This window comes from Curtobacterium sp. C1 (assembly GCF_021049325.1).
GTDB classification, from domain to species: domain Bacteria; phylum Actinomycetota; class Actinomycetes; order Actinomycetales; family Microbacteriaceae; genus Curtobacterium; species Curtobacterium citreum.
The window spans coordinates 3,059,467-3,074,736 of the sequence record NZ_CP088076.1 but is presented as its reverse complement, the minus strand read 5'-3'; the positions used below and the strand labels follow the sequence as shown (position 1 = coordinate 3,074,736).

The following is a 15,270-nucleotide window of genomic DNA, read 5'->3' as shown; positions in this document are numbered from 1 at the left end:
GGACGCCCCGACGCCGGACACCGTGCGCCTGCCATGATGGTCCGCGTGAGCGAGACGGACCAGCCCCTCGACCAGCGTCGCCTGCGTCTGACCTCCGTGCTGCCCGTCTGGCTGCTCGCCGTCGTCGGCGCCGTGCTCGTCCTGACGCTCACGCAGAAGGACTCCTTCGCGTGGCTGCTCCTCGTGTTCGTGCTGTGCGTGCTCGTCAGCTTCGTGCTGCAGCTCATCACCGCGACGAAGGACGGCCTGGTCGAGCGGATCAGCATCGCCTCCTCGGGGGCGTTCGTCGTCGTGCTCGTCACCGCCGTGGTGCTCCTGGCGCGCTGAGGTCCACCGCGTAGACTCGCGGCATGGATTCGCTGCTTGCGCTCGAGCTGTTCTACGTGGGGCTCCTCGGCCTCGCGTCGCTCGCGATCGCGTTCATCTCGGTCGTCGTCGTCGTGAAGCTGTTCAAGGGTCAGCGTTGATCGAACTGCCGGAGGGCCTGGCGCCCGAACTCGTCCCGCTGTCGTGGCTCGTGGGCGTCTGGGAGGGCACCGGCGTCGTCGAGTACCCCGTGGGTGACGAGGACGAGCCCCGGAAGTACGAGTTCGGCCAGCGCGTGAGCTTCAGCCACGACGGCCTGCCGTACCTCAACTACTCCTCGACGACGTGGCTGCTCGACGACGAGCACACGCCGCTCGCCGCGGAGATGGGCTACTGGCGGATCGATCGGCCGAACGAACCCGGCGACCGCGGTCCCGCGATGCTCATGGGTGACGGGCCGACCCCGTTCAGCACGGTGGAGAGCGTCGAGACGCTCCGCAACACCACCGACGGCTTCGACGTGGAAGCCGCGATCATCCACCCGACGGGCGTCAACGAGCTCTACGTCGGACGCGTCAAGAAGGGCCGCATCGACCTGGCGACGGACGCCGTGATGCGCTCGCCGAACGCGAAGGACTACTCCGCGGCCACCCGGCTGTACGGCCTGGTCGAGGGCAAGCTGTTCTGGGCCTGGGACATCGCCGCGCTCGGGCAGCAGCTCACGTCGCACGCCTCGGGGCAGCTCGCGAAGGTCGACTGATGGCCGTCTTCGCCGAGCGACCCGGCTTCGTCGCGTCCGACGCCGGTCCCGCCGCGCACTTCGGCAACCCCACGGGCGAGCAGCGTGCGCTCGCCGCGGGCCGTGCCGTCGTCGAGCTCGGCCTCGGCGTCGTCACGGTGACCGGGCCGGACCGGCTGACCTGGCTCAACTCGATCACGTCGCAGCTGATCACCGGGCTCGCGCCCGGCACGTCCACCGAGACGCTCGTGCTCGACCAGTCCGGTCGCGTCGAGCACGCCGCGCGGGTCGTCGACGACGGCGGGACGACGTGGCTCCTCACCGAGCCGGCAGACGCCGCACCGCTGGCCGCCTGGCTCGACAGCATGCGGTTCATGCTCCGCGTCGAGGTCGCGGACCGCTCCGCCGACCTCGTCACGCTGGGCCGCTTCGCGGGGTCGGCGGTCGCCGACCCGGTGGTCGAGTGGGTCGACCCGTGGGCGTCCGTCACGCCCGGTGGGTGGGGCTACGCCGCACTGGAGGCACACCCCGCCTCCGACTGGACCCTCCGCATCGACGTGGTCACCCCCGAGGCCGCTGCCGACACGGCCGCGTCCGACGTCCCCGCCGCGGGGCTCCTCGCGCTCGAGGCCCTGCGCATCGCCGCCTGGCGTCCCTCGCTGTCCGACGTCGACGAGCGGACGATCCCGCACGAGCTCGACTGGCTCCGCTCCGCCGTGCACCTGTCGAAGGGCTGCTACCGCGGGCAGGAGACGGTCGCCAAGGTCCACAACCTCGGCCACCCGCCGCGCCGCTTCGTGATGCTGCACCTCGACGGGTCGGACGGTGTGCTCCCCGCGCCCGGCACCCCCGTGGTGTCCGACGGGAAGGACGTCGGCCGACTCACCGCGGCGGCACTGCACCACGAGCTCGGACCGATCGGGCTCGCGGTCGTCAAGCGCTCCCTGGACCCGACGGCGACGCTCGAGCTCACGGTCGACGACGTGGTCGTGACGGCCGCGCAGGAGACCATCGTCCCGCCGGGGGCCGGCGCGACGGCCAACGTGCCGCGCCTGCCCAGGCTCGGAGCCGTCCGGCGCGGCTGAGCAGCGGCGGCCTGCGGCTCGGGCTCAGGCGGGGGCGACGGCCGACCAGGGGACGCTGAGCTCGCCGAGGCGCCACCGGGCCACCCCGTGCAGCACCGGCCATCCACGGTCGCGCATGCCCTGCACCGTCGCGATCCACCGCTGGCGGGGACCGTACGTACCGAGCGGCGCGGCGACGGCCCACGCGCGGTCGAGATCGAGCAGGAACGCGTGCACCCGCTCGCCGGGGACGTTCCGGTGGATGAGGGCCTTCGGCAGCCGTTCGGCGACGATGCTCGGCACCTCGAGGCTGGCGAGGCGCAACGACACCGTGAAGGTGTGCGGCGCGTGCTCGTCGAGGGTGACCCACGACGCGACCCGCCCGACCTCGTTGCACGTGCCCTCGACGAGCGCCCCGCCCGGCTGCAGGCGGTCCTGCATGATCCGCCACGAGTCGACGACGGCGGACTCGTCGTACTGCCGCAGGACGTTGAACGCCCGGATCACTGCCGGACGACGGTCTCCCGGTGTCGGGGTCTCGAACCCGCCGAGCCGGAAGGTCACCCCGTCGCGGGTGCCGGCGTTCGCCAGTGCCACGCGTGCGGGCTCGATCTCGATGCCGGTGACCTCGACGTCCGGACGGACCCGGGCCAGTCGGTCGCGGAGCTCGAGCGTCGTGGTCGGCCGGGCGCCGTACCCGACGTCGGCCACGAGCGGGTCGTCCGTCCGCCGCAGCACCGGGAGCGACGCGATCCACCGGTCGACCCGGCGGAGCCGGTTGTACCCGGTGGTGCCGCGCGTGACGTTCCCGATGGGCATGGGACCAGGCTACGGGGCCGACGCCGCTCGGTAGACTCGGGCGCATGACCTCCACGCTCGTCCTGCTCCGTCACGGCAACAGTGACTGGAACCAGAAGAACCTGTTCACCGGTTGGGTCGACGTCCGGCTCAGCGAGCTGGGCGAGAAGGAGGCGAAGCGCGCCGGCGAGCTCATCGCCGGGTCCGGCATCGTGCCGGACGTCCTGTACACGTCGCTCCTGACCCGTGCGATCCAGACCGCCGACATCGCCCTGCTCGAGGCCGATCTCGCGTGGCTGCCGGTCAAGCGCGACTGGCGCCTCAACGAGCGGCACTACGGCGACCTGCAGGGCAAGGACAAGGCGCAGACGCTCGAGCAGTACGGCGAGCAGCAGTTCATGGAGTGGCGCCGCTCGTTCGACGTGCCGCCGCCCCCCATCGCCGACGACGCCGAGTGGTCGCAGGCCGGCGACCGCCGCTACGCCGACCTCGGCGACCAGCTGCCCCGGACCGAGTCGCTCAAGCTGGTGATCGACCGGCTGCTGCCGTACTGGGAGTCCGACATCACGAAGGACCTCGGTGCGGGCAAGACCGTCCTCGTGACGGCCCACGGCAACTCGCTGCGGGCGCTCGTGAAGCACCTCGACGGCATCTCCGACGACGACATCGCCGGCCTGAACATCCCGACGGGCATCCCGCTCGTGTACGAGCTCGACGACGACTTCCGTCCGACGAAGCCCTCGTACTACCTGGACCCCGAGGCTGCCGCAGCCGGCGCCGCCGCGGTCGCCGCCCAGGGCGCCAAGAAGTAAGCAGCCGCATGCAGAACGCCCCGCCGGTCACCGGCGGGGCGTTCGTCGTCTGCGACGGACCGAGCGGGTCAGACGAAGTGCGACGCGATCTCCTGCACGAGTGCCCCGACGTCGTACGGGTGCGCGGTGTCCACCCGGACGACGGGCACCCCGGGCAGCGCGACCGGACCGGCGTCGCCGTGCTCGTCCCAGAACGCCAGGACGTCGGCGAGGTCGCCGTGCACCTCGTGGCGCACCGGCAGGGTTCCCGGGTCGTACCGGTCGCGCAGCCGGACCTCGGCGGTGGCCCGGTCGACGTCGCACCACACCTCGACGGCGCGCGGTGACGCGGCGGCGGCGAGCCCCGCCTCCAGGCGGTCCCGGTCACGCGACGGCAGCCAGACGGCGTCGAGGACGACCCCGTTCTCGACGGCCCGAGCCATGGACCACATCGTGTCCATCGCGATCCCGCCCAGCGGACGCGAGGCGATCATCGGGCCGACGATGTCCGCGAGCGGCTCCTTGATCCGGTCCTTCGACAGGAAGGGACAGCCGAGCACCTCGGCGAGGGCCGCCCCCACCGTGCTCTTGCCCGAACCGGGCATCCCGTTGACGACGATCGCGACCTGAGCCATGCCACGATCCTCCCGTCCCCCTGCGCAGAGCGCAAAACGCAACGGGGGCGGTTCCTCGCAGCGTCATACCGCTGCGAGGAACCGCCGACGTTGCGTCTTGCGGATGCGACCCGACGCGACGGGAGCGGTGCGTCAGGCGGGGGAGGCCGTCACCGACGCGGCGCCGGCCCAGTCGCCCGTCGCCAGGTACTCCACCTTCTTCGCGATCGACACCGCGTGGTCCGCGAAGCGCTCGTGGTAGCGCGACGCGAGCGTGGCGTCCACCGTGTCGATCGGGTTGCCCTTCCAGGTCTCGCCGAGCACGAAGTCGAAGACGCTGGCGTGCAGCTCGTCGACCTGGTCGTCCTCGTCGCGGATCTCGGCGGAGAGCGCGATGTCCTCGGTGGCGAGCAGGCGGGTGAGCTTCTGCGCCATCGCGACGTCGTGGGCCCCCATCTTCTTGAAGGTGGGGCGCAGGCCCTTCGGCACGACCTTCTCCGGGAAGCGCTGGCGGGCGAGCTGGGCGATGTGCTCGGCCATGTCGCCCATGCGCTCGAGCGACGAGCTGACGCGCAGCGCGGTCACGACGACGCGCAGGTCGCGGGCGACCGGGGCCTGGCGGGCGAGGATGTCGATGGCGACCTCGTCGAGGGCGTTCGCGGCGGCGTCGATCTTGGCGTCGTCGGCGATCACCTCCTCCGCGAGGGCGACGTCGGAGTCGCTGAACGCCTGCGTCGCGCGGGTGATCGCGGACTCGACGAGCCCGGCGATCTCGGTCAGACGCTCTTGGACGTCCTGGAGCTCCTGCTGGAAGACTTCGCGCATGGGGGATGTGCCTCTCTGATGCGTACCGGTCGAGTGTCGTCAGGGCAGGTGAACGAACGGTGACCTGCGGCTGAACACCTCGCGCAGCGGACCCGGAAACACCGTCGCCGGGGGTGAACGGCGTCGGAACCGGACGTGTCCGTCCCTACACTGGCGGCATGGACAACGTGTGGCTCGTGCCACTCTCGATGCTCCTCGGTGGGGTGTTCGGCGCGGGGGTCGTGGTGCTCGTCATCACGGCGGAACGCACCGCCCGTGCCGCCGACGTCGCGGAGCGGACCCTGCCGGACGGCGTCGCCGCGGTGATCGCGACGATGCACAACCCGGCGGTCGTGGTCGACCCGTCGAACACCGTCGTCGCGGCCTCGCCGCAGGCGCTCACGGTCGGGCTGGTGGTGCGGCGGAAGCTCGCGCACCGGGAGCTCGTCGAGCTGGTGGACCGGGTGCGTCGGAGCGGCGAGATGGGGTCGGAGGACCTCGAGCTGCCCCGCGGCCGGAGCGGCGAGCTGATCGGCTACCTGAGCTTCCGGGCGGCGCAGCTCGGCAACCGGTACGTCCTCGTCACGGCCGACGACCTCACCGAGAGCCGCCGCATCGACGAGGTCCGACGGGACTTCGTCGCGAACATCTCGCACGAGCTGAAGACCCCGATCGGCGCGATCGGCCTGCTCGCCGAGACCCTGGTCGTCGCCGCGGACGACCCCGAGCACGTGAAGAAGTTCGCCGGGCAGCTGATGACCGAGTCGGAGCGGCTCGGGGCCCTGACGAAGGACATCATCGAGCTTTCGCGCTTGCAGTCCGTGGACACGCTGGAGAACAGCGAGGAGACATCGATCGACAAGATCGTGCAGGCCGCCGTCGACGCGAACGAGGTCGTCGCGCGCGCCCGGGACATCGACCTGGTCCGTGCGAAGCGCACGAAGCTCCGCGTGATGGGGGACCCGGGGCTGCTGCAGGTCGCGGTGTCGAACCTCATCGCCAACGCCGTGAAGTACTCGCCGGACCACACCCGCGTCGGCGTGGGCGTCCGGTCGGCGAAGGGCTTCGTCGAGATCGCCGTCACCGACCAGGGCGTCGGCATCCCCGAGGCCGACCTCGACCGCGTGTTCGAGCGCTTCTACCGCGTCGACCCGGCGCGCTCCCGGGCGACCGGCGGCACCGGGCTCGGCCTCGCCATCGTCAAGCACGTCGTCGGCAACCACGGCGGCGACGTGCGCGTCTGGTCGCAGCCCGGCAAGGGCTCGACCTTCACGATCCGTCTCCCCGAGGCGGATCCCGACCTCACCACCGCCCTCGAAGAGCAACTGGAAGAGCAGCCATCGTGACCAAGATCCTCATCGTCGACGACGAGCCGGCCCTGAGCGAGCCCCTGGAGTTCCTCCTGCAGCGGGAGGGCTACGAGACCGCCGTCGCGGCGGACGGCGTGACCGCGCTGTCGAAGTTCGACGCGGAGAACCCGGACCTCGTGCTGCTCGACCTCATGCTCCCGGGCCTCAGCGGCACCGAGGTCTGCCGGCAGATCCGCACGCGGTCGAACGTGCCGATCATCATGCTCACCGCGAAGGACTCCGAGGTGGACATCGTCGTCGGGCTCGAGCTCGGCGCGGACGACTACGTGACGAAGCCGTACTCGACGCGGGAGCTGCTCGCCCGGCTCCGGGCGGTGCTGCGGCGTCGGACCGAGGACGACCCGGGCGACAGCGGGATCCTGCAGGTCGGCGGGATCCGGATGGACGTCGAGCGGCACACGGTGTCGGTGGACGGGTCCGAGACGCCGATGCCGCTCAAGGAGTTCGAGCTGCTCGAGCTGCTGCTCCGGAACGCCGGCCGTGTGCTCACCCGCGGGCAGCTCATCGACCGGGTGTGGGGGTCCGACTACTTCGGGGACACCAAGACGCTCGACGTGCACATCAAGCGGATCCGCTCGAAGATCGAGCGCGTGCCGAGCACACCCGAGATCCTCGTCACCGTCCGCGGCCTCGGCTACCGCATCGAGGGCTGAGCCCGACCCGTCGGCCGTTCCTGGTCGCGTCGCCTCGGCGACGCGGCCGGGTCCGGACGGACTGGAGGCCCGGTGCCGGTTCTCGGAACCGGCCCCGGGCCTCCGGTCTGACGCGCTGTCCGGCGCGCGCTCGCTGGAGTGGGCTCTGCGTCAGTTGCCGGAGCTGGTGGCCTCGCCGGTCGGGGTGGCGTAGGTGGACTCGGTGCCGGCGCTCGGCGTCGCGGTGCCCGTGGGGCTCGGCGACGGTGCGAGGCTCTGGTACTCCTCCATCGCGTTGGTCAGCACGGGGACGCTGGCCGAGACGCCCTCGGCGCCGGAGTACGAGAAGTAGGTCTTGACGAGCGAGCCGGGCCGGGCGTCCGCGCCCTCGAAGACGACCGCCTTCGCGCCGGTCTGCTCGGTGCCCTGCGAGTCGCTGCCCTCCTGGGCGCTCGAGCCCTCGCTGCTCGACACCGTCGGGGTGTTCGTGCCGAGGTCGCGGCGGCTGCCGGCGGGGACGACGACCGTCTGGGTGTCGCCGCCGAGCTCGATCGAGAGCGTGATGTCCTCGGACTCGTCGGTGTTGATGACGGTGCCGATGAAGCGTGCGTCCTCGCCGCGGTCGGAGATGAAGAGCGCGTTGCGGATGTCGAGCTTGCCGGTGGTGACGTTCACGCCGTCGGTGATCTGCTTGATCTCCGTCGTGTGCGCCGGCGACATGAACTCGCAGCCGGTGGCGCCGAGCGCGATGGTTGCCGCAACGGCGACGGACACGAGTACCCGAGCTCGCAAGAGATTCCTCCGGAAGATCATGATGGCGGACCGGACGGTCCGGCACCATCCTAGCGATCACCCGGGTGTGGGTCCGCCCCGGCCCCACTACCCGAAACGCCCTTGTGGTAAACTGGGGGTTCTGGGAACGGAGCCTGATACATGCAATTCGAGGTCGGCGAGACCGTCGTCTACCCCCACCACGGGGCGGCAACCATCTCTGAAGTCAAGACTCGCGTCATCAAGGGCGAGGAGAAGGTCTACCTGAAACTCCGCGTCACGCAGGGTGACCTGACGATCGAGGTCCCGGCGGACAACGTCGACCTGGTCGGCGTCCGCGACGTGATCGGCAAGGAAGGACTCGACAAGGTGTTCGAGGTCCTCCGGGCACCGTTCACCGAGGAACCGACCAACTGGTCGCGCCGCTACAAGGCGAACCTCGAGAAGCTCGCCTCCGGTGACGTCATCAAGGTGTCCGAGGTCGTCCGCGACCTCTGGCGCCGCGACCAGGACCGCGGGCTCTCGGCGGGTGAGAAGCGGATGCTGGCCAAGGCGCGCCAGATCCTGATCTCCGAGCTGGCCCTGGCCGAGAAGACCGACGAGGACAAGGCATCGACCGTCCTCGACGAGGTCCTCGCCTCCTAGCGCGACCAGCACCCTGGCGCCACAGCACGACGACTCGACCGCCCTGCTCCCCGGACCCCGGGTGAGCAGGGCGGTCGTCGTCGTCGCGGCCGGCTCCGGGACGCGCCTGGGCATCGGTGACGCGAAGGCCTTCGTGCCCGTCGCCGGCGAACTGATGCTGACCCGGGCGGTGCGGACGGTGTTCACCCTGGCCGAGCCGACCTTCGTGGTCGTCGTCGCGCCGGCCGCCCGGTTGGACGAGTGCCGCGCCCTCGTCGCGGCCGTCGCGGGTCCCGCCGATGCCCTGACCGCCGTGGTCGCGGGCGGCGCCGACCGGCACGCGTCCGTGCAGGCCGGGCTCGACGCCCTGCCCGACGGCATCGAGTGGGTGGGCGTGCACGACGCCGCCCGGTGCCTGACCCCGGCGGCGCAGTTCGCCGCCGTGTTCGAGCGTGCGGTCACGACCGGGGACGGGGCCGTCCCGGCGCTGCCCGTGACCGACACCGTCAAGCGGGTCGAGGGCGACCTGGTGGTCGAGACGGTCGACCGGTCCGCGCTCGTCGGCGTCCAGACCCCGCAGGTGTTCCCGCTGCGGGCGCTCCGGGACGCCTACGCGGCGGCGCAGCGGTCCGAGACCGACGACGCCGGGGTGTTCCGTGCGGCGGGCGGCGTGGTCCGCACGGTCCCCGGGCACGCCGACGCGTTCAAGATCACCACCCGCTGGGACCTCGCACGGGCCGAGGCGATCGTCGCGGACTCGGCGCTGCCCACGGTCCGCATCGGGCTCGGGGTCGACGTGCACGCGTTCGACGACGCATCGCCCTGCCGCGTCGGCCTGCTCGACTTCCCCGGACAGCCCGGACTCTCCGGCCACAGCGACGGGGACGCCGTGGCGCACGCCGTCTGCGACGCGCTGCTCTCCGCCGGCGGGCTCGGGGACATCGGCGGTCGGTTCGGCACCTCCGACCCCCGGTACGCGGGCGCGTCCGGCGACGTGTTCGTCCGCGGGGCCGTCGAACTGCTCGCGGCGGCGGGTCTCGTGCCGACCTCGGTGACGGTGCAGGTGATCGGCAACCGCCCGCGCATCGGGGCACGGCGGACCGAGATGCAGGACGCCCTCGCCGCGGTCGTCGGGGCACCCGTCGCGGTGTCCGGCACGACGACCGACGGGCTCGGGCTGACCGGACGCGGCGAGGGGCTCGCCGCGATCGCGACCGCCGTGGTGCGCCCCGCCTGACCGCCCGTCCGACGTCCTAGGCTGGACGGGTGACCGTTCGCCTGTACGACTCCCGCGCCGCAGCCGTCGTCGACCTCGTCCCGCTGGTCGACGGACAGGTGAGCATGTACGTCTGCGGTCCGACGGTGCAGTCGTCGCCGCACATCGGGCACCTGCGCTCGGCGCTCGTGTACGACGTCTGGCGCCGGTGGCTGACCTACCGCGGCTACCACGTCACCCTCGTGCGGAACGTCACGGACATCGACGACAAGGTGCTCGACCTGGCTGCGGGCACCGACGAGCCGTGGTTCGCCCGGGCGTACCGCGTCGAGCGGGAGTTCACCGCGGCGTACGACGCCCTCGGCATCCTGCCGCCGACGTACGAACCCCGTGCGACCGCGAGCGTGCCCCAGATGCACGACATCATCCAGCGGCTCATCGAGCGCGGGCACGCCTACGCCGCCGCGGACGGCTCCGGCGACGTCTACTTCGACACCGGCAGCTGGGCCGACTACGGCGCCCTGACCCGGCAGCGCCGCGAGGACATGGTCGACGCCGCCGACGCCGACCCGCGCGGCAAGCGGGACCCGCGGGACTTCGCGCTCTGGAAGGGCGCGAAGCCCGGCGAGCCGGCGACCGCGACGTGGGACTCCCCGTGGGGCCCGGGTCGGCCAGGGTGGCACATCGAGTGCTCCGCGATGTCCCGCCGGTACCTCGGTCCGGCGTTCGACGTGCACGGCGGCGGGCTCGACCTGCGCTTCCCGCACCACGAGAACGAGCTCGCGCAGTCGACCGCTGCCGGTGACGGCTTCGCGTCGTACTGGCTGCACAACGGACTCGTGACCGTCGACGGGCAGAAGATGTCGAAGTCGCTCGGCAACTCGATCTTCGCCGCGGACTTCCTCGGCGCCGCTCGGCCGGCGGTCGTCCGGTACTTCCTCGGCGCCGCGCACTACCGCTCGTCGATCGACCACCACGAGGGCTCCCTGGCCGAGGCCGAGGCGGCGTACGACCGGATCGCCGGGTTCCTCGACCGTGCCGCCGGCCGCCTGACCGGGCAGCAGGCGACGACCGCCCCGGGGGTGCCCGAGGCCTTCGCGGCTGCCATGGACGACGACCTCTCGGTGCCCCAGGCCCTCGCCGTGCTGCACGACACCGTGCGCGCCGGGAACGCCGCCCTGGACGCCGACGATGCGGAAGCGCTCGGGGTCGCGTACCATCAGGTGGCCGCGATGGTCGAGGTCCTCGGCATCGACCCGCGAGCGGCCCACTGGTCCGGTGGTGGTCAGGACGTCTCGGCCGCACCGCTCGCCGCGCTCGTCGACCGCCTCGTGCAGGAGCGCGCGGACGCCCGTTCCGCACGGGACTTCGCCACGGCGGACCGCGTGCGCGACGACCTCGCAGCCGCGGGGATCACCATCGAGGACACCGCAGCAGGAACACGCTGGAGCATCGCCTGACAACGGCCGTGCCGGACAGGAGAGAGCAATGAAGAACGTCTCGGGGAGCAAGAAGGGCCGGCCCGGCGCCGTCCGCTCCGGCCGCAAGGGCAACAAGCAGGTCGGCTCCGGCGGCCAGGGCGCGCAGGCGCTCGAGGGGCGCAAGCCCACGCCCAAGGCCGAGGACCGGCCGTACCACCCCGCCGGCAAGCGCAAGGCCGCCAAGGAGCGCTTCGAGGCCGCTCGGGGTCGCCACGGCGCCTCCAGCTCGCCGCAGCAGCGCACCGGCCGCCCGCCGCAGCGGAAGACCGACGACTCGGAGCTCGTGACCGGACGCAACTCCGTGCTCGAGGCCCTGCGCACGAAGACGCCCTCGACGACGCTCTACGTCGCCGCCCGCATCGAGGTCGACGACCGCGTCAAGGAGATCCTGGCGCTGGCGAACCACCGAGGTGTCCCGATCATGGAGATCATGCGGCCGGAGCTTGACCGCATCACCGGGCACGACAGCGTGCACCAGGGCGTCGCGCTCAAGGTGCCGGCGTACGAGTACGCGGTCGCCGAGGACCTGGCCGAGCGTGCGTTCTCCCGCGACCAGGTGCCGCTCATGGTGGCGCTCGACGGCATCACCGACCCACGGAACCTCGGCGCGATCATCCGCTCGACCGCGGCGTTCGGCGGGCACGGCGTCATCGTGCCGCAGCGTCGCTCGGTCGGGGTGACCGCGTCGGCGTGGAAGACCTCCGCCGGTGCCGCCGCCCGCACCCCGGTCGCGATGGCACCGAACCTGACGCAGACCCTGAAGTCGCTCAAGTCGATGGGCCTCTTCGTGCTCGGCCTCGACGGTGACGGTGACGTGGAGCTCGACGCCCTCGAGCTCGCCGACCGGCCGATCGTGATCGTCGTCGGGTCCGAGGGCAAGGGCCTGTCGCGCCTGGTCACCGAGACCTGCGACGCGATCGTCTCGATCCCGATCTCGAGCGCCACGGAGTCGCTCAACGCCGGCATCGCCGCGAGCGTCACCCTGTGGGAGGTCGCCCGGCGCCGACGCGCCCAGTGACGAACGAGCGCTGCGCGGACGAGCGCTGCGCGCACCACCGCGGTGCGCGAGCGCTGTGCGCGCCAGCGCGACCACAGGACGCCCGGTGCCGGTCCACGTGACCGGCACCGGGCCTCCTGTCCGTCCGCCCCGCCCGTCTCGCGCCGCGAGCGTTCACGACGTGCCGTGTGCGGTCCGCCGAGCGTGCACGAAGTGTCGGCTGCGGGCCGCGAACGTGACAGATCTGGCCCGCTCGCGGAACGCGAGCGGGCCAGGCGCGCCCCGGAAGGTGCGGGACGGTGCAGGGTCAGACGCTCGCGCGCCAGTCCTCGACGTCCTCCTCGTCGGACGCTGCGTCTGCGTCGTCGAGGACCGGGATCGGCAGCGTCATGGACGAGGTCGGCGGGTTGATCAGCAGGCGCTCGTCGCGGCGGTGCCGGAGCACGTCGTTGATGTACGCGGTCGTGGCCTCGGGGAGGGAGACCGAACGCTCCTCCTCCTGGGACATGTACCAGCGGTGCTCGAGCAGCTCGTGGAAGACCTCGGCGGGCTCGAGCCGACCGCGCAGGTCCCGGGGAATCGAGCGCACGACGGGCTCGAACACGCGCGAGACCCACTCGTGCGCCACCATCTCCTCGTCGAGCCGGTCCCGGCCGTTGCGCGCCCGGTACGCATCGAGGTCATTGAGCAGCCGCCGCGCCTGGTTCTCGCCCGCGTCCAGTCCGGTCAGGCGGAGCAGCCGGCGCTGGTGGTGCCCCGCGTCCACGACCTTGGGCTGGATCCGCACCTGCGAACCGCCCTCGGTCGTGTGGATCGACAGCTCCTCGATGTCGAAGCCGAGCGCGTTGAGCCGCTCGACCCGGTCGTTGATGCGCCAGCGCTCCTTGATGTCGAACTGCTCGGTGCCGGTGAGCTCCTTCCAGAGCGTCCGGTACTGCGCCACGATGCGGTTCGACACGTCCACGGCGTCGGCGTTCTCGTCGAGGCGCCCACCGGCCTCGAGGTCGAGCAGCTCGCCCGCGATGTTGACGCGCGCGACCTCGAGGTCGTTCTCGCGCTGCCCGTTCGACAGTCCGCCGGGGTAGAGCTTGCCGGTCTCGGCGTCGACCAGGTAGGCCGCGAACGCGCCGGCGTCACGGCGGAACAGCGTGTTCGAGAGCGAGACGTCGCCCCAGTAGAACCCGATCACGTGCAGCCGGACGAGCAGCAGTGCGAGGGCGTCGACGAGTCGCGTCGCCGTCTCCGGGCGGAGGGTCTGCGAGTACAGCGCCCGGTACGGCAGCGAGAAGCGCAGGTGCCGGGTGACGAGCACCGGGTGCAGCGGCTCGCCGTGCTCGTCGACGCGGTTCGTGATCACCGCGACGGGGTCCACGCACGGCACGTCCATGCGCTGCAGCGTCTTGAGCATCTCGTACTCCGCGCGGGCGACCTCTTCGCCGGTCTCCTTCACGGCGGCCACGTACCCGCTCAGGTGCACGAAGCGGACGAGGTGCCGCGAGATGCCCTTCGGGAGCGCGACGATGACGTCGTCCGGCCAGTCCTCGAGCGGCAGGTCCCACGGCAGGTCGAGGAGACCGGGGTCGACGGTGGCTGCGGTGATGGACATGGAGTCGGGCACGGTTGGCTCCTGTTGGTACGGGTGGCTCCTGCTGGTCCGGGCGGCTGGCAGACGGGAGGCGCGGTGCCAGCTGGCACCGCGCCTCCTGTCCGGCTGTTCCAGCGTCAGGCGCTGACGACGGCCTTGTCGTCGAGACGCTCGCCCGACTCGGTGTCGAAGGCGTGGACGTGGCCCTGCTTCGGCGCGATCACGATCGTGTCACCGATCGAGGGGTGCGAGCGACCGTCGACACGGGCGACGATGTCGGCGCGCTGGCCGTTCACGTCGGCGTGACCGTACAGGTAGCCGTCGGCACCGAGCTCCTCGACGACGTCGACCGTGACCGGCAGACCCTCGCCCGAGGTCGAGACGATGACGTCCTCGGGACGGATGCCGACGGTGATCTGCCCGGCGCGCGCGTTCGACAGCGTGTCGCGGTCGATCGCGTGGTTCAGCGTGCCGAACTTGATCCCGCCCTCGACGACGTCGGCCGGGAGCAGGTTCATGGCGGGCGAACCGATGAAGCCGGCGACGAACACGTTGTTCGGCTTCTCGTACAGGTCGCGCGGGGTGCCGACCTGCTGCAGGATGCCGTCCTTGAGCACCGCGATGCGGTCGCCCATGGTCAGCGCCTCGGTCTGGTCGTGCGTGACGTAGACCGTGGTGACGCCGAGGCGACGCTGCAGCGAGGCGATCTGCGTGCGGGTCTGGACGCGGAGCTTGGCGTCGAGGTTCGACAGCGGCTCGTCCATGAGGAACACCTGCGGCTGACGGACGATGGCGCGGCCCATCGCGACGCGCTGACGCTGACCACCGGAGAGCGCCTTCGGCTTGCGGCCGAGGTACTGCTCGAGGTCGAGGAGCTTGGCGGCCTCCTGCACGCGGGTGGCGCGCTCTTCCTTGCCGACGCCGGCGATCTTGAGCGCGAAGCCCATGTTCTCGGCGACGGTCATGTGCGGGTACAGCGCGTAGTTCTGGAAGACCATCGCGATGTCGCGGTCCTTCGGCGGGACGTCGGTGACGTCGCGCTCGCCGATGCGGATCGCACCGGAGTTGACCTCTTCGAGGCCGGCGAGCATGCGCAGCGAGGTCGACTTGCCGCAGCCGGAGGGGCCGACGAGGACGAGGAACTCGCCGTCGGCGATGTCCAGGTCGAGGGAGTCGACCGCGGGGCGGTTGCCTCCGGGGTAGAGACGGGTTGCCTTGTCGTAGGTGACGGACGCCATGAGCGTTCGATCCTTCCTTCACCGGCAGGTACGTGCCGGACGATCCGTTGTGAAGCGGTTGCCCGTGGGGGCCCCGGATGGTCGCCGTCGACCATCGATGCTCATACAACACGACTTCCCCGCGCAGCGCCAGTGCCCCGGACGACCTGGTTGGCTGGTCCCAGGAAGGACCACTACGATCGGCGGGTCCGTCCGGCGTGCGGGGGAAGCCGTGCGGACACCAGGATCGACGTGAGGACC

16 protein-coding genes are annotated in these 15,270 nt (G+C 71.6%); 10 read left to right on the top strand and 6 right to left on the bottom strand.

Annotated elements, in window-relative coordinates; translation table 11 throughout:
- The first annotated feature begins 45 nt into the window (after positions 1-45).
- From LQK89_RS14765 to ygfZ, 3 genes are all read left to right on the top strand, one after another.
- Positions 46-327, top strand: a complete 282-nt coding sequence (locus LQK89_RS14765) for a hypothetical protein (RefSeq protein WP_141863002.1) — start codon at positions 46-48, stop codon at positions 325-327.
- 136 nt (positions 328-463) lie between these two features.
- Complete coding sequence (locus LQK89_RS14760) at positions 464-1,066, top strand: FABP family protein (protein ID WP_058741555.1); 603 nt, start codon at positions 464-466, stop codon at positions 1,064-1,066.
- Positions 1,066-2,130, top strand: a complete 1,065-nt coding sequence (gene ygfZ / locus LQK89_RS14755) for a CAF17-like 4Fe-4S cluster assembly/insertion protein YgfZ (protein ID WP_231049550.1) — start codon at positions 1,066-1,068, stop codon at positions 2,128-2,130. The genes LQK89_RS14760 and ygfZ overlap by 1 nt, the downstream gene beginning before the upstream one ends.
- Positions 2,131-2,154: 24 nt before the next feature.
- Here ygfZ and LQK89_RS14750 read toward each other — a convergent pair whose 3' ends face one another.
- Positions 2,155-2,928 (bottom strand): class I SAM-dependent methyltransferase, encoded by a 774-nt coding sequence (locus LQK89_RS14750; RefSeq protein WP_231049549.1) that lies wholly within the window; start codon positions 2,926-2,928, stop codon positions 2,155-2,157.
- Between the two features lie 44 nt (positions 2,929-2,972).
- Between LQK89_RS14750 and LQK89_RS14745 the strand changes: the two genes are divergently transcribed.
- Positions 2,973-3,719, top strand: a complete 747-nt coding sequence (locus tag LQK89_RS14745; RefSeq protein ID WP_058741552.1) for a phosphoglyceromutase — start codon at positions 2,973-2,975, stop codon at positions 3,717-3,719.
- Between the two features lie 68 nt (positions 3,720-3,787).
- Here LQK89_RS14745 and LQK89_RS14740 read toward each other — a convergent pair whose 3' ends face one another.
- Complete coding sequence (locus LQK89_RS14740) at positions 3,788-4,333, bottom strand: AAA family ATPase (RefSeq protein ID WP_114849456.1); 546 nt, start codon at positions 4,331-4,333, stop codon at positions 3,788-3,790.
- A gap of 132 nt (positions 4,334-4,465) precedes the next feature.
- On the bottom strand, positions 4,466-5,137 hold the full coding sequence (gene phoU, locus LQK89_RS14735; RefSeq protein WP_058741550.1) for a phosphate signaling complex protein PhoU: 672 nt from the start codon (positions 5,135-5,137) through the stop codon (positions 4,466-4,468).
- A 158-nt stretch (positions 5,138-5,295) separates the two neighbouring features.
- Between phoU and LQK89_RS14730 the strand changes: the two genes are divergently transcribed.
- Both LQK89_RS14730 and LQK89_RS14725 read left to right on the top strand, forming a co-directional pair.
- Positions 5,296-6,462, top strand: a complete 1,167-nt coding sequence (locus LQK89_RS14730; protein WP_058741549.1) for a sensor histidine kinase — start codon at positions 5,296-5,298, stop codon at positions 6,460-6,462.
- A complete protein-coding gene (locus LQK89_RS14725; RefSeq protein WP_058741548.1) occupies positions 6,459-7,139 on the top strand; it encodes a response regulator transcription factor in 681 nt (226 codons plus the stop codon). Before LQK89_RS14730 ends, LQK89_RS14725 begins: the two co-directional genes overlap by 4 nt.
- Positions 7,140-7,289: 150 nt before the next feature.
- On the opposite strand, the gene LQK89_RS14720 is transcribed toward LQK89_RS14725, so the two are convergent.
- Positions 7,290-7,892, bottom strand: a complete 603-nt coding sequence (locus LQK89_RS14720) for a hypothetical protein (RefSeq protein ID WP_231049548.1) — start codon at positions 7,890-7,892, stop codon at positions 7,290-7,292.
- A gap of 159 nt (positions 7,893-8,051) precedes the next feature.
- On the opposite strand from LQK89_RS14720, the gene LQK89_RS14715 reads away from it, so the two are divergent.
- The 4 genes from LQK89_RS14715 to rlmB are packed head-to-tail and all read left to right on the top strand — an operon-like array spanning position 8,052 to position 12,228.
- Entirely contained in the window at positions 8,052-8,534 is a 483-nt protein-coding gene (locus LQK89_RS14715) for a CarD family transcriptional regulator (protein WP_017888066.1), read from the top strand.
- Positions 8,535-8,547: 13 nt separating this feature from the next.
- Entirely contained in the window at positions 8,548-9,750 is a 1,203-nt protein-coding gene (gene ispD / locus LQK89_RS14710; protein ID WP_231050811.1) for a 2-C-methyl-D-erythritol 4-phosphate cytidylyltransferase, read from the top strand.
- Between the two features lie 29 nt (positions 9,751-9,779).
- A complete protein-coding gene (gene cysS, locus LQK89_RS14705) occupies positions 9,780-11,189 on the top strand; it encodes a cysteine--tRNA ligase (protein ID WP_231049547.1) in 1,410 nt (469 codons plus the stop codon).
- A gap of 28 nt (positions 11,190-11,217) precedes the next feature.
- The gene (rlmB, locus tag LQK89_RS14700) at positions 11,218-12,228 is read left to right on the top strand and encodes a 23S rRNA (guanosine(2251)-2'-O)-methyltransferase RlmB (protein WP_058740486.1); all 1,011 of its coding nucleotides are present in this window, start codon (positions 11,218-11,220) and stop codon (positions 12,226-12,228) included.
- Positions 12,229-12,514: 286 nt separating this feature from the next.
- Here rlmB and LQK89_RS14695 read toward each other — a convergent pair whose 3' ends face one another.
- Together LQK89_RS14695 and LQK89_RS14690 are read right to left on the bottom strand one after the other, a co-directional pair.
- Positions 12,515-13,813, bottom strand: a complete 1,299-nt coding sequence (locus LQK89_RS14695) for a DUF4032 domain-containing protein (protein ID WP_058740491.1) — start codon at positions 13,811-13,813, stop codon at positions 12,515-12,517.
- A 116-nt stretch (positions 13,814-13,929) separates the two neighbouring features.
- The gene (locus LQK89_RS14690; RefSeq protein ID WP_058740485.1) at positions 13,930-15,030 is read right to left on the bottom strand and encodes an ABC transporter ATP-binding protein; all 1,101 of its coding nucleotides are present in this window, start codon (positions 15,028-15,030) and stop codon (positions 13,930-13,932) included.
- Positions 15,031-15,270 lie beyond the last annotated feature (240 nt).

Coding starts and splice junctions, on each gene's coding strand:
- LQK89_RS14690 (WP_058740485.1), bottom strand. CDS start 15,030: ATGGCGTCCGTCACCTACGACAAGGCAACCCGTCTCTACCCCGGAGGC.
- phoU (WP_058741550.1), bottom strand. CDS start 5,137: ATGCGCGAAGTCTTCCAGCAGGAGCTCCAGGACGTCCAAGAGCGTCTG.
- LQK89_RS14730 (WP_058741549.1), top strand. CDS start 5,296: ATGGACAACGTGTGGCTCGTGCCACTCTCGATGCTCCTCGGTGGGGTG.
- LQK89_RS14745 (WP_058741552.1), top strand. CDS start 2,973: ATGACCTCCACGCTCGTCCTGCTCCGTCACGGCAACAGTGACTGGAAC.
- LQK89_RS14695 (WP_058740491.1), bottom strand. CDS start 13,813: ATGTCCATCACCGCAGCCACCGTCGACCCCGGTCTCCTCGACCTGCCG.
- LQK89_RS14715 (WP_017888066.1), top strand. CDS start 8,052: ATGCAATTCGAGGTCGGCGAGACCGTCGTCTACCCCCACCACGGGGCG.
- LQK89_RS14740 (WP_114849456.1), bottom strand. CDS start 4,333: ATGGCTCAGGTCGCGATCGTCGTCAACGGGATGCCCGGTTCGGGCAAG.
- ygfZ (WP_231049550.1), top strand. CDS start 1,066: ATGGCCGTCTTCGCCGAGCGACCCGGCTTCGTCGCGTCCGACGCCGGT.
- LQK89_RS14750 (WP_231049549.1), bottom strand. CDS start 2,928: ATGCCCATCGGGAACGTCACGCGCGGCACCACCGGGTACAACCGGCTC.
- rlmB (WP_058740486.1), top strand. CDS start 11,218: ATGAAGAACGTCTCGGGGAGCAAGAAGGGCCGGCCCGGCGCCGTCCGC.